This is a genomic window from Aeromonas sp. 55A (assembly GCF_051919665.1).
GTDB lineage: Bacteria > Pseudomonadota > Gammaproteobacteria > Enterobacterales > Aeromonadaceae > Aeromonas > Aeromonas veronii.
Genome location: NZ_JBQBEH010000008.1, coordinates 3564563 through 3577378, shown reverse-complemented (window position 1 = coordinate 3577378; position 12816 = coordinate 3564563). Strand labels below are relative to the sequence as shown.

The following is a 12816-nucleotide window of genomic DNA, read 5'->3' as shown; positions in this document are numbered from 1 at the left end:
ACCCTTTTATTACCCAAAAAAGGGGAGTAAATGATGCAACATGAAATTGGTCGCTTATTCGGACTTTTCTATATTGGCACCTATCTGGCGGCGATATTGCTGGGAATAGGTTGCTATATTTGGCGCGACGAGATGATATTTCTGCTTGGCTTCGGTTTTTTCGGCTGTTTTATGGCGGCACGGCTTGCCATGAGCAGCGTATTTTCTGCCTTGAGCATTTCCAGTGCCTGGCTGATCGGGTTTATCTCCACCACCTTGATCAACGGCCTGCTGCTGGGGGTGATCACCCTGCTGATCTACCTCACGCACCAGAGCGTCACCGCCGAGCTTGCCGACAACGCCAGCTGGCTGCTGATGGCCTTCCAGAGCTTGTCGGCCCTCTTTATCTTCGGTGGCCTGAAGTGCTGCCATAGCCGGATCATCACCTCATAAACTGCCGATGGATGGGTTGCAAACGCCATCTCGAATTCCGCAGTCAGCGAAGAGGAGAGGCAGATCTGACAGTTGACGGCGGCCCACTTTTCGGGCGCCTTAATTGAGATCAAGAACTGATGAAATAACCGGTTAAATATGGCCATCAGATATATTAAATCGGATTGTAATGAAATTTGAGCTCATCTATGATGAGTCGCCATTCCAATATATCCCCCGATAACGATGTTACTTTTTGTTGTCGTTCGTTAATAACAACTCTGGAATTGCAACATGCGACAATTTTCGTCATCGCTTTTCTTATTGGCAGCCGCTTTTACGGGCTGCGGCTATTTATTTTGGTGACGGATGCTTGTCGTGATGCGATGGCATGGACAGCCTGACTGGTGACTAAATCGATATAACGTGAGGCCGCAATGCTAAATGTGAGTGCCATCCCCCTGGACGAGATCTCTCCCATCTGGGACGACGGTTTCCTCCTGCTCTCCAAATCCCTCCTGTCGGCCGTGACGCTCGATGATTTTATCCACAAACTCAACAAGATAGATGCCAGCTTCGGCGGCGTAACCCGGGTCAACCTGATCCTCAACATGGGTGCGGACGAGGAGGCCATCTTCTACTTCATGGGACATTCCGGCCCAAAGCATCTGGTCTGCCCCAAGGCAGAGCTGCACCTCTCCCCCCGTCCTACCAAAGAGACCCCGGAACAGGCCATCATTCTCGCTGCCGCCCGCTTTGAGAATCGCTGCCCGGCGCTGGATCGCGAAGGGGTCTACGGGGGGCTGCGCTCCTACTGCCAGCTCCCCATCACCACCGCCCGCAGCCACCTTGGCGGGGTCGAGTTTATCAACACCCAGCTCGACAGCTTCACCATGGAGACCCTTGCCAAACTGACCCAGCTGGCGGCCATTATCGCCATTGCGCTGGAGAACGTACTCGACAAGGAGCGCACTCTGGAGCAGGCCAACTCCCTGCGCCTTGAGCGCGACAGCTGCAAAATTCTGGTGGATGTGACCAACGCGGTAATCAAACTGGTGCGTATCGCCGAGCTGCCCAAGAGCCTGTTTGCCATCCTGCACCACCACTTCGGCATCAGCAGCCTCTGTCTGGCGGAGTACAACGCCACCTCCGACAGCTTCAAAAGCTATCTGGTCAATCAGCACCAGAGCGAGCAGCCGGGCATCATCGATCACTCCTGTTTCGAAAAGAAGTGCCTGCAGGGGGCCCTTGGCCATAGCGAGCCGTTTTTTGTCTATCGCGAACATGGCCACGGCTGCAGCAATCGCTGCCGCTTTACCTCCCAGATCCTGCCGCCCGAGGCCGATAGTTCCTGCATTTTGCCGCTGCGTTATAGGGGCAACCTGCTGGGGGTGTTGATCCTCTCGCACCCCAACGCCGACTTTTTTGCCGATATCGATATCTCCTTGCTGGAGCAGGTGGCGGCGCGCACGGCCATTGCCATGAACAACGTGCAGGCGCAGCAGGAGATCTCCAACACCAACGGCGCAAAAGAGAAGACCATTCGCATCAACGAGCCCCAGATGCAGGGGGAATTCCCCCACATCATCTACCAGAGCGCGGTGATGGAGAGCGTGCTGGAGAAGGTGCGGCTGGTGGCCGAGAGCGACAGTACCGTGCTGATCCTCGGCGAGACCGGTACCGGCAAGGAGCTGATCGCCCAGGCCATTCACGCCCTGAGTGCCCGCCACGACCACGAGATGGTAAAGGTGAACTGCGCCGCCATTCCCACCGGCCTTATCGAGAGCGATCTCTTTGGCCACGAAAAGGGGGCCTTTACCGGCGCCCTGACCCAGCGGATCGGCCGTTTCGAGCGGGCCCACAAGGGCACCCTGTTCCTCGACGAAGTGGGGGATATGCCGCTGGACTTGCAGCCCAAACTGTTGCGGGTATTGCAGGAGCACGAGCTGGAGCGGGTGGGCAACAGCAACCCCATCGCAGTGGATGTGCGGCTGGTGGCCGCCACCAACTGCGATCTGCTCTCCATGGTCAAGAACAAGCGCTTTCGAAGCGATCTCTACTACCGCCTCAACGTCTTTCCCATCGAGCTGCCGCCGCTGCGCGAGCGGCGCGAGGACATTCCGCTCTTGGTCAATTTCTTTATCAAGAAGATCGCCAAGCGGATGCGCCGCACCATCACCTCGATCCCCGCCGATGCCATGAAGATGCTGGTGTCGCTGCCCTGGTACGGCAATATCCGCGAGCTGGAGAACGTTATCGAGCGCGCCGTGGTGATGACCCGCGGCCATGTGCTCAACCTCTCGCCCGATGAGCTGATGCCCCTCAAGGGCTACCACAAGATTGAGACCCTGGTCTATGACGAGCCCGCCACGCCGCTCTTTGCCGAGGGGCCGGAGGATGAGCGCGAGGCTATCATCGCCGCCCTGCGCGACTGCAACGGCATAGTCGCTGGCGAGCGGGGGGCAGCCAACCGCCTCGGCATGAAGCGCACGACCTTGCTCTCCAAAATGAAGCGGCTCGGCATTTCTGCCAGAGATCCCGAGATCATCGATGGGGTCGCACCATGAGAGAGCTACTTGAGCTTGAGGCGCGGGGCGAGCTTAGCGAGCAGAGCGAACAGAACGAGCTGGCACGCTGCGCTATCCACCGCGAGGTGGTGCACTACCGCGCCGATACCTTGACCTGCGACAGCGAAATGGCGCTCCCCTCCGAGACGCCGGTGGCGCTGGTCTACAACGGCATCGCCCACAGCGTGATGATGTGCTCGGCCTCCGATCTGGAGGATTTCGCCATCGGCTTCTCGCTATCCGAGGGGATCATCGACAGCCTGCTCGATATCCACGACATCGAGCAGCATGACGGCTGTCAGGGGATTGAGCTGCATATCACCCTGGCCAACCGCTGCGTCCATCGCCTTAAAGAGAAGCGGCGCACTCTGGCGGGCCGTACCGGTTGCGGCATCTGCGGCAGCGAGAGTCTGGAGCAGGTGATCCGCACCCAGCCAAGCTTGCCCGATAGTCAGCGCCTGGCGGTGGGCCATATCGACAAGGTATTGAGCGCACTGCGCCCGCTCCAGCTGCTGGGTCAGCGCACCGGCGCCACCCATGCGGCTGTGCATCTGGATGGTGAGGGCAATATTCTCGCCATCCGCGAGGATGTGGGGCGCCATATTGCGCTGGACAAGCTGGTGGGTCATCTGTGCCGCAGCGGTCGGCGGGATGGCGCCATTCTGGTAACCAGCCGCGCCAGCTTCGAGATGGTGCAAAAGTGCGCCAGCGCCGGAGTGGAGATCCTGCTCGCCATCTCCGCCGCCACCGAGCTTGCGGTCGAGCGGGCCGAGCAGACCGGGCTCACCCTGGTGGGCTTTTGCCGCCCCGGGCGGGCCGAGATCTACAGCGGGTGCCAGCGCATTCTGCTCAAGTAATGGCAAGGCTGTGAACCCGTTAAACGGCTTATAAATACAGGCAATGAAAAAGGGCGGGGAGTGTGACTTCCCGCCCTTGTTGTCTCTGCTTCTGGAGCGGATTAGCGAGCCAGCAGGATACGCAGCATGCGGCGCAGCGGCTCGGCGGCGCCCCATAGCAGTTGGTCACCCACGGTAAAGGCAGCCAGATACTCAGGGCCCATATTGAGTTTGCGCAGACGGCCCACCGGAATGCTGAGGGTGCCGGTAACGGCCGCCGGGGTCAGCTCGCGGGCGGTGATATCGCGATCGTTGGGGATCACTTTCACCCAGTCGTTGTGGGTAGCCAGCAGCGCTTCGATCTCCGCCAGCGGCACATCCTTTTTCAGCTTGATGGTAAAGGCCTGGCTGTGGCAGCGCAGGGCGCCGATCCGCACGCACAAACCATCCACCGGAATGACGGCATTCTCGATACCCAAAATCTTGTTGGTCTCGGCCTGACCCTTCCACTCTTCACGGCTCTGGCCGTTGTCGAGCTTGGTGTCGATCCAGGGGATAAGTCCACCGGCCAGCGGTACGCCGAAGTTGTCGACCGGCAGGGTGCCGGAGCGGGTCTTCTCGGTGATCTTGCGCTCGATATCGAGGATGGCGGAGGCAGGGTCGGCCAGCTCGACCGCCACTTCGTCACGCAGCATCCCCATCTGGGTGACCAGCTCGCGCATATGGCGGGCACCGCCACCGGAGGCGGCCTGATAGGTAGCCACGCTGACCCACTCCACCAGATCGGCCTTGAACAGGCCGCCGAGGGCCAGCAGCATCAGGCTGACGGTGCAGTTGCCGCCAACGAAAGTCTTGATGCCATCGTTCAGGGCCTGCTCGATGACGTCGCCGTTGACCGGATCCAGAATGATGACGGCGTCTTTCTCCATCCGCAGGGAGGAGGCGGCGTCAATCCAGTAACCCTGCCAGCCAGCGGCTTTCAGGCGCGGATAGACATCCTTGGTGTAGTCGCCGCCTTGCGCGGTGATGATGATATCCTGCTTGGCCAGCGCCTCGATATCGAAGGCGTCCTGCAGAGTACCGGCATCGACGCCGAAGTTGGGAGCGGCCTCACCGGCCTGGGAGGTGGTGAAGAATGTGGGTTGAATATGGGCGAAATCCTGCTCTTCCTGCATCCGGCTCATCAGAACCGATCCCACCATGCCACGCCAACCGACCAAACCTACTTTTTTCATATTGTCCTACCCTGGATTGCTGCTAAAGAAACTCGCGGTGACACCCGTAACCCCTTGTCTGGCGACGCCTGTTTACAAGCGGTTTACAGGCCATTTAAAAAATATGCGCTGCGAAAAATGCGTCTATCCACATTACGGATTGTGACGGCTTGCGCAAGTCGAATTGCGCAATATTCTGTGCCGTTTGCTGCATTAACCGGCAGCCAGACTATCGCTCAGGCAGACGGGGAGGGAGAAGGTCAACATCTAGACGAAAAGGCCACCGTTTTTGGCGGTGGCCTGTCAATAAAGCGGTTGAGAACGTCCTCTGCTGTTGTCTGGGGGCGTAGTTGGCGAGTGAAACAGCCCGACTGTGTGGGCGTCTAGCCGTAACGGGCCAGAGTGAGCCCCTCATCGCTGATGGCGGGCTCGCTGCCGCTGATAAGATCGCACAGAAGCTGACCCGAACCGGCCGCCATGGTCCAGCCCAGGGTGCCGTGGCCGGTATTGAGCCAGAGGCCGGGAATGGGGCTCGGCCCCACCAGCGGGGTGCCGTCCGGCGTCATGGGGCGCAGGCCGGTCCAGAACTCGGCTTGGCTGATATCCCCCCCTTCGGGAAAGAGATCGCCCACCACCATCGCCAGAGTGTCGTGGCGTCTGGGGTTGAGAGCGAGGTTGTAGCCCGACAGCTCCGCCATGCCGCCGACCCGGATCCGCTCGTCAAAGCGGGTGATGGCCACCTTGTAGGTCTCGTCCAGCACGGTGCTGCGCGGTGCGGCCTCGGCATTGATCATCGGCAGGGTGAGGGAGTAGCCCTTGACCGGATAGACCGGTAGTTCGAGCCCGAGCGGGCGTAGCAGTGGCCGCAAAAAACCGGTGGCATAACTGCCAAGCGCACAGACGATGGCATCGGCGCGATAGCGCTGCTCGCCTGCCCGCACCGCCACGGCGCGGCCGCGGGCTTGCTCAATCTCGTCGATATCGCAGTTGAAGACAAACTTGACCCCGAGCTTCTCGGCTTCAAGGGCAAGGGCCTTGGTGAAGCGGAAGCAGTCGCCGGTCTCGTCGCCGGGCAGACGCAAGCCGCCGACGATTTTGCCGCGCACCCGCGCCAGCGCAGGCTCTGCCGCTTCGCAGCCGCTGGCATCCAGCGACTGGTAAGGGACACCATACTCCTCCAGCACCTCGATATCGCGCTGACTGGCATCGAGCTGGGATTGGCTGCGAAACAGCTGCAGGGTGCCGAGCTGGCGCCCTTCGTAATCGATGTTCAGCTCGTCGCGCAGCAGCTTCATGCAGTCGCGGCTGTATTCGGCCAGACGCACCATGCGCCCCTTGTTGGTGGCATAGGCGGTCGGAGTACAGTTGGCGAGCATTCTGAGCATCCAGCGTAGCTGGAAGGGGTCGGCAGTGGGGCGCACCGTGAAGGGGGCATGCTTTTGCAGCATCCACTTGGCGGCCTTGAGGGGGATGCCGGGGGCCGCCCAGGGGGCCGCATAGCCCGGGGATATCTGCCCGGCGTTGGCATGGCTGGTTTCAAGGGCGACGCCCCCTTGTCGCTCCAGCAGGGTTACTTTGTGACCCGCTTTGGCCAGATACCAGGCGCTGGTTACCCCAATCACGCCACCACCGAGAACCACTATCTCCATATCGTCTTTCCTTGACTGATCTCCTGATGTGGCCACCACCATAATCAGCCGCCACAGGATATTCAACCGCTCTGCGCAGGATTGGGATCTCCGTCTGCTTGCCAGTCACAAGCTGGTGTTTGGTGCGATGGTGAGCCTGATTGCCAGCGTAAATCGCTGCGTTGTTGTCAGTGTGAATGTGCCAGAGGACATGGCCCGCTTACAACTGCTCCAGCTTGATCAGGTAGTGCTCCGCCGTGGCCAGAATGGCTTGCTGCTGCGCTGCGGCTTGGCCATCCCAGTTGGCATAGGGGAGGGCGAGGCGGGGATTGCCGCCAAGTTTGTCCCGATTGCGCCAGAGAAAGTGCCAGTAGAGGCTGTTGAAGGGGCAACTTCCGTCGCCGTGGCGCGCTTTGACCTGATAGTGGCACCCCTTGCAGTAGTGGCCCATCCGCTCGAGATAGGCGCCGCTGCTGGCGTAGGGCTTGCTGCCCATCAGGCCGCCATCGGCAAACTGGCTCATGCCGCGGGTGTTGGGCAGCTCCACCCACTCGATGGCATCCACATAGATGCCGAGATACCACTGATCCACCTCGTCAGGATCGATCCCCGCCAGCAGGGCAAAGTTGCCGGTCACCATCAGCCGCTGGATATGGTGGGCGTAGCCGTGCTCGAGGGACTGGCGAATGGCGTGGCGCACGCAGGCCATCCTGGTTTCTCCATTCCAGAAGAAACCCGGCAGCGGCCGCTTGGCCTCGAGAAAATGGGCCTGCTTGTAGTCGGGCATCTTTTCCCAGTAGAGGGCGCGGACAAACTCGCGCCAGCCGAGGATCTGGCGGATAAACCCCTCCACCTGTGCCAACGTGATAGTGGCCTGATTGGCCTGCCAGTGGGATTCGGCGGCGCGGATCACCTCAAGCGGATGAAGCATCTTGCTGTTGAGGGAAAACGACAAACGGCTGTGAAACAGGCTCCAGCCCCGCTCGCTCAGGGCATCCTGATAGCGGCCAAAATGGGGCAGGCAGTGCGTCAGAAAATGGGCCAGCAGCTCGCGACTCTGGCGCCGGGTGATTGGCCACGGCAGTCTGCTGGCATCCGCCTCGCCGATAGTACTGACCCCGTGGCGGGTCAGCATGGCGTCAATCTCGCTCACCTCATTGGCAAAGGTGAGGGGGGCCGGGATTGGCTGGCTCTCCGGCAGCTTGGCGCGGTTCTCGTCATCAAAATTCCAGCGCCCGCCAAGGGGTTGGCCGCGCTCATCGAGCAGCACTTGATATTGCTTTCGCAAGGCGCGGTAGAAGAACTCCATCCGGCTGTGGGGATAGCGCTGCCAGCCATCGCGGGGGGTGAGAAAATGTTCGCTCTCCACCTCGGAGGCAGGGATGGCAAGGCCAGCCGCCCAGCTTTTCAACTGGCTGGCGAGGCGCCACTCGTCCGGGCTCTGCCAGGCAAAGCTGTCGGCCTGATGTGCTCCGAGCTGAGCCTCCAGCAAGCCGGGCAAGTCGGGCCAGCGGGCGCTCTCATCCAGGGTCAGGTAACAGACGCGGTGGCCCGCTTGAGTGAGGGCCGCTGCGAAGGCGCGCATGGCGGCAAAGAAGGCCAGCACTTTCTGACGATGGTGGTGGCAGTAGTCGGTCTCCTGACGCAGCTCTGCCATCAGGTAGCAGATCGCCGGATCCGGGGTACGAAACCAGCTGTGAGCGGCGTTCAGCTGATCGCCGAGAATAAGACGCAGCTCCATCAGGCTGGCTCTTCATTATGTTGATGGCTACGGAGACGAGCGTGGCGACAGCGTTCGCTGCAGTAGCGAACCTCCTCCCAGCTGCGTGCCCACTTGCGCCGCCAGCTGAAGGGGCGCTGGCAGACGGGGCAGATCTTCTCGGGCAGATGGGGTTTGCGATGCATGATGGCTCCCGGCCCTGGCTGATGGGGGATGTGGCGTGTAGGTAGGGAGAATAACGAAGCGGGGGCGCGGGCGGATCAACCTCACTGCCAGTTTGCCGCTCAGATGCGCACTTTGTGAGCGGGCGCACAGCCCGTCGGTGCGCCCCTTGTTTGCCAATTAACCAGCCGTTAACGTGGCGAGGCTGCCCGCTGGCAGCATCCATCTATGGATCTTGTTGGCCACCGACTGTCTACAACCGATATGGAGGGGAGTGATGCCAATCATGACAGCTACGCCCCGAGCAGCTTGCCTGCTCGCCCACTGGTATACCCGGGATCCCATTCTCACCTTCGACTTTCCTCACCGCTGATTGGCGGCACCCGCCGTTTGAATTTGTCAGCCGGACGACCCCAATCGCCCCGGCCTCTTTGCCAATCCCGATTTCAAACACACTGGCCTAGCGCCGGTGAGGAGTCTTTTATGCGTCGTATACCCGAGCCGTTTCGTATCAAGATGGTCGAGCCCATCAAACAGACCACTGGCGCCGAGCGCCGCGCCGCCCTCGAGGCTGCTGGCTGGAACCCCTTCCTGCTGTTGGCCGAGGATGTCTATATCGATCTGCTGACCGACAGCGGTACCGGCGCCATGTCCGACCGTCAGTGGGCTGGCATCATGATGGGGGATGAGGCCTATGCGGGCAGCCGCAACTTCGTTGAGCTGGAGCGCACGGTGCGCGAGATTTTTGGCTACCAGCATGTGATGCCCACCCACCAGGGGCGCGGGGCCGAGCAGATCCTCTTCCCCGAGCTGGTCAAGCGCTGCAAGGGCAAGGCGCCGGTCTTTATCTCCAACTACCACTTCGACACCACCAAGGCCCACGTGGAGTTGGCTGGGGCGCGGGCCATCAACCTGCTCACCCCGAAAGCTCTCGATACCACGGCGCCTTATGCCTGGAAGGGGGATTTTGATCTCCCTCGCCTGACCGACACCATCGAAACCCTGGGGGCCGACAACGTGGCCGGCATCATCATCACGGTGACCTGCAACAGCGCCGGTGGTCAGCCGGTCTCCATGGCCAATATGGAGGCGGTTTCCGAACTGGCCCGTCGCCACCAGATTCCGGTGGTGATCGACGCCGCCCGCTTTGCCGAGAACGCCTGGTTTATCAAGGAGCGGGATCCGGCCTATGCCAAGCACAGCATCAAGGAGATAGTGCGCCAGATGTTCGCACTGGGGGACATCTTCACCATGTCGGCTAAAAAGGACGGGCTGGTCAATATCGGCGGGCTTTGCTGCTTCAAGGAAGATCTCGACCTGTTCCGCGCGGTGCAGGTGCGCTGCGTGGCGATGGAGGGGTTTGTCACCTATGGCGGCCTCGCCGGGCGGGACATGGCGGCGCTCGCCATCGGCCTGCGCGAGGGAATGGATGAGGAGTATCTCACCTATCGCATCAGTCAGGTGGCTTATCTGGGTGAGCGGCTGGCCGAGGCGGGCATCCCCATCCAGACCCCCACCGGCGGCCATGCGGTGTTTGTGGATGCCAAAAAGCTGCTGCCCCATATTCCGGCCGAGCAGTTCCCCGCCCATGCGCTCGCCTGCGAGCTCTATCTGGAAGGGGGCGTGCGTGGGGTGGAGATTGGCTCCCTGTTGCTGGGGCGTGATCCCGCCACCGGCAAGCAGGAGGCGGCGGACTTCGAGCTGTTGCGCCTCACCATTCCGCGTCGGGTCTACACCCGGGATCACATGGACTATGTGGCCGACTGCCTGATCGCGGTAAAAGCGCGGGCCAGCGGCATTCGCGGGCTCACCTTTGACTACGAGCCGCCGCTGCTGCGCCACTTCACGGCGCGGCTGAAACCTGTCTGATCAGCAACCAGTCAGACTGGGTGATCAACCCAGCCAAGCCGTGAGGATAACCGGCTGCTCCCGGTTAAACGGCCCAGTAAAAAAGCCCCCGCACCAAGGTGTGGGGGCTTTCGTTTATCGACGCAAAGCAGGGGTCAGACCGCCTGATACTCCAGCTCGACGGAGCCCAGCGCCTTGAGGGTGGACTGGGCGGAGTCACGCTGGCTGATCTGGCCGTTTTTGTTCTCCAGCAGCACGGCGCGGCGGATGGTGGCGAGATCTTCACCGTTAAGCACCGCATGGGCGCAGGCCATCTGCATCGGTGGCAGGCTGGGGTTGAAGGCGGCGTTCTCGGCGTAGCGGCCAGAGAAGATGCGGCCATCGGCAAACTGCAGCGCCACCGCGGCATAGCCCTGACTGTAGGGGGCGTAGCTTTGACGGGCGGCGGCCAGCGCGGCTTGCCACAGTGGGTCTTCGCTTTGAAGCTCAAGCTCTGCGTGATCCTGCGGGCTCATCAGCGCATCAGTGATGTCGAGATCCGCCGGGCCAAACGAGTGGGGCAGGAAGGATTGCAGGGCGCTCAGGTCATCGGGCAGAGAGACTTTCAGGATCTTGGCGGTACTCAGCTCGTTCATAAACTGACGGCAGTGGCCACAGGGGGTGTAGTTGACGGTGATTTCAGAGATCCCGGTCTCGCCACCCAACCAGGCGTTGGAGATGGCGGACTGCTCGGCGTGGACCGAGTGGAATAGACCTTGCCCCGCAAACTCCATGTTGGCGCCGAAGTACCAGGTGCCGCTCAGGCCGCAGGCGATGGCACCGACATAAAACTTGGAGATGGGCGCCACCGAGCAGGCTGCTGCCAGTGGCAACAGGGCGAGGCGCAGGGCGCGATCATCGAGACCTGTGGCGGCTTTCAGGGTGGCGACTTGCTCCGGCGTGAAGCGGGCGTTGAAGTCGGCACTATCCAGCATGGGCTGCACGGCTGCTTTGAGCGGGGCAGAGAGGGTATCGAATGGCTTGGCAAAACGGGGATGCATAGTGTGTCCTCAAAGGCCAATTGGGCGGCCATTGTAGGGAGCAAGCTCGGGTAAATGTGTGAGCCGGCTCACGCCCTGACGGGCAAACGGAGGGGGATGGTAATGGAAACGTTTGTCTTGTGCAAATTGTGCGGCAGGTCGCACCCAGAGAGGCCAGCGGGCCCCTCTGGGTGGTTAATTGGTGATCAGATCAGCCAGTGATAGATGGCAAACAGCAGCGGGGCGACGGCAGCGGTGAGGATGCCGCACACCACCATGGCGAGCGATGCAAAGGCCCCCTGGGTGATCCCCTTCTCGGCGGAGGTGGCGGTGCCGATGGCGTGGGCACAGGCCCCCATGGCGAGCCCTTGCGCTTCCGGATCGGTCACTTTGAGCAGTTTGAGCAGCGGGTAGCCGATCAGGGCACCGACAATCCCCACCACCACCACCACGGCGGCCGCGATGGCGGGAATGCCGCCGATGGACTGGCTGACGCTCATGGCGAGCGGGGTGGTGATCGATTTGGTGGCAAGGGAGGCGAGCAGCGCCGGATCTGTGCCCATAAAATGACCGATCAGCAGGGTTGTGCACACCGAGATCAAGACGGAGGCGAGGGTACAGATTAGGATGGGCTTGAGCTTGGCCTGGATCTGGCGCGCCTGCTGATAGAGCGGCAGCGCCAGCGCCACCACTGCGGGCTCCAGCAGCATGGTAATGGGGCTGCTGCCGCGCTCGTACTGCTCAAGGGGCAGGTCAAACCAGAGCAGCAGGCCGATGATCACCGCGGTCGGCACCAGCACCGGATTGATGATGGGCCAGGGCAGGCGACGATAGAGGGCGCGGGTGGCGAAATAGAGCGCCAGGGTCAGAGGGATCGCTAGCCAGAAGATCATTTGTTCATCCTCTGGTAGAGCCGACCGACGGTGGCGAGGATCAGCACGATCCCGAGCACGATGCAGAGCATGATGACGCCGAAGGATTGGCGCAGGGGCTCAAGCCAGGCCACCAGCCCGACAGCGACCGGCACGAACAGCACGCCCATGTGGCGCAGCAGCAAGCCAGCGCCCAGCTCGACCCAGTGCAGCTTGATCAGTTGCAGGGAGAGCAGCACGAACAGCAGCAGCATGCCGATGATGCTGCCGGGAAAGGCGAACGGCAGGATGGCTGCCACGGATTTGCCTGCCAGCAGGCAGGCGACGATGACCATAAAGTCACGAAAGTACAGCAAGGCGCGTTGCGCGATCACGTGAACCTCATCGACTGGGAAGAAAAATCGCAGTTTACCAGAGAGGCCGGGTCGCGGCATTAAAACAATAACAACTGAAATCAGTTCGTTTGAAGCTGATTTGTATGCAGATTATCTGTTGAACATCGTCTGATAGAACCCTTTTTCGAACTACAAGGAGTAGTG

Annotated in this window: 11 protein-coding genes; 4 read left to right on the top strand and 7 right to left on the bottom strand. The window is 61.1% G+C overall.

The annotated features are described in order from the left end of the window. The first annotated feature begins 33 nt into the window (after positions 1-33). From ACTG2G_RS20560 to fdhD, 3 genes are all read left to right on the top strand, one after another. On the top strand, positions 34-432 hold the full coding sequence (locus tag ACTG2G_RS20560) for a hypothetical protein (protein WP_064337654.1): 399 nt from the start codon (positions 34-36) through the stop codon (positions 430-432). A 416-nt stretch (positions 433-848) separates the two neighbouring features. Continuing rightward, complete coding sequence (locus tag ACTG2G_RS20555) at positions 849-2978, top strand: sigma 54-interacting transcriptional regulator (protein WP_201991532.1); 2130 nt, start codon at positions 849-851, stop codon at positions 2976-2978. Then, positions 2975-3835 carry a formate dehydrogenase accessory sulfurtransferase FdhD gene (gene fdhD, locus ACTG2G_RS20550; protein ID WP_439985796.1) on the top strand — a complete coding sequence of 287 codons (861 nt, stop codon included), beginning with the start codon at positions 2975-2977 and terminating at the stop codon, positions 3833-3835. Before ACTG2G_RS20555 ends, fdhD begins: the two co-directional genes overlap by 4 nt. Before the next feature lie 101 nt (positions 3836-3936). Here the strand turns inward: fdhD and asd are convergent, their stop codons facing one another. From asd to ACTG2G_RS20530, 4 genes are all read right to left on the bottom strand, one after another. Continuing rightward, positions 3937-5049 carry an aspartate-semialdehyde dehydrogenase gene (asd, locus tag ACTG2G_RS20545; RefSeq protein ID WP_005360250.1) on the bottom strand — a complete coding sequence of 371 codons (1113 nt, stop codon included), beginning with the start codon at positions 5047-5049 and terminating at the stop codon, positions 3937-3939. Positions 5050-5411: 362 nt separating this feature from the next. Further along, the gene (locus tag ACTG2G_RS20540; protein WP_323670585.1) at positions 5412-6719 is read right to left on the bottom strand and encodes a D-amino acid dehydrogenase; all 1308 of its coding nucleotides are present in this window, start codon (positions 6717-6719) and stop codon (positions 5412-5414) included. A 157-nt stretch (positions 6720-6876) separates the two neighbouring features. Continuing rightward, entirely contained in the window at positions 6877-8397 is a 1521-nt protein-coding gene (locus tag ACTG2G_RS20535; RefSeq protein ID WP_421386344.1) for a cryptochrome/photolyase family protein, read from the bottom strand. Further along, on the bottom strand, positions 8397-8561 hold the full coding sequence (locus tag ACTG2G_RS20530; RefSeq protein ID WP_074042620.1) for a DUF2256 domain-containing protein: 165 nt from the start codon (positions 8559-8561) through the stop codon (positions 8397-8399). The genes ACTG2G_RS20535 and ACTG2G_RS20530 overlap by 1 nt, the downstream gene beginning before the upstream one ends. A gap of 460 nt (positions 8562-9021) precedes the next feature. Here ACTG2G_RS20530 and ACTG2G_RS20525 point away from each other — a divergent pair, with 460 nt between their 5' ends. Then, positions 9022-10407 carry a tryptophanase gene (locus ACTG2G_RS20525; RefSeq protein ID WP_421386345.1) on the top strand — a complete coding sequence of 462 codons (1386 nt, stop codon included), beginning with the start codon at positions 9022-9024 and terminating at the stop codon, positions 10405-10407. 134 nt (positions 10408-10541) lie between these two features. On the opposite strand, the gene cdd is transcribed toward ACTG2G_RS20525, so the two are convergent. From cdd to ACTG2G_RS20510, 3 genes are all read right to left on the bottom strand, one after another. Further along, positions 10542-11426, bottom strand: coding sequence for a cytidine deaminase (gene cdd / locus ACTG2G_RS20520; RefSeq protein WP_005333283.1), 885 nt, complete (start codon positions 11424-11426; stop codon positions 10542-10544). 185 nt (positions 11427-11611) lie between these two features. Then, positions 11612-12298: an LrgB family protein gene (locus tag ACTG2G_RS20515; RefSeq protein WP_005333281.1), complete on the bottom strand. Its 687-nt coding sequence runs from the start codon at positions 12296-12298 to the stop codon at positions 11612-11614. Then, on the bottom strand, positions 12295-12651 hold the full coding sequence (locus ACTG2G_RS20510) for a CidA/LrgA family protein (RefSeq protein ID WP_005333279.1): 357 nt from the start codon (positions 12649-12651) through the stop codon (positions 12295-12297). Before ACTG2G_RS20510 ends, ACTG2G_RS20515 begins: the two co-directional genes overlap by 4 nt. Positions 12652-12816: the final 165 nt, after the last annotated feature.

What these genes read in the sequence shown, in the direction of transcription:
- ACTG2G_RS20560 (WP_064337654.1), top strand. Translation starts at nt 34, where the DNA reads ATGCAACATGAAATTGGTCGCTTATTCGGACTTTTCTATATTGGCACC.
- ACTG2G_RS20555 (WP_201991532.1), top strand. Translation starts at nt 849, where the DNA reads ATGCTAAATGTGAGTGCCATCCCCCTGGACGAGATCTCTCCCATCTGG.
- fdhD (WP_439985796.1), top strand. Translation starts at nt 2,975, where the DNA reads ATGAGAGAGCTACTTGAGCTTGAGGCGCGGGGCGAGCTTAGCGAGCAG.
- asd (WP_005360250.1), bottom strand. Translation starts at nt 5,049, where the DNA reads ATGAAAAAAGTAGGTTTGGTCGGTTGGCGTGGCATGGTGGGATCGGTT.
- ACTG2G_RS20540 (WP_323670585.1), bottom strand. Translation starts at nt 6,719, where the DNA reads ATGGTGGTGGCCACATCAGGAGATCAGTCAAGGAAAGACGATATGGAG.
- ACTG2G_RS20535 (WP_421386344.1), bottom strand. Translation starts at nt 8,397, where the DNA reads ATGGAGCTGCGTCTTATTCTCGGCGATCAGCTGAACGCCGCTCACAGC.
- ACTG2G_RS20530 (WP_074042620.1), bottom strand. Translation starts at nt 8,561, where the DNA reads ATGCATCGCAAACCCCATCTGCCCGAGAAGATCTGCCCCGTCTGCCAG.
- ACTG2G_RS20525 (WP_421386345.1), top strand. Translation starts at nt 9,022, where the DNA reads ATGCGTCGTATACCCGAGCCGTTTCGTATCAAGATGGTCGAGCCCATC.
- cdd (WP_005333283.1), bottom strand. Translation starts at nt 11,426, where the DNA reads ATGCATCCCCGTTTTGCCAAGCCATTCGATACCCTCTCTGCCCCGCTC.
- ACTG2G_RS20515 (WP_005333281.1), bottom strand. Translation starts at nt 12,298, where the DNA reads ATGATCTTCTGGCTAGCGATCCCTCTGACCCTGGCGCTCTATTTCGCC.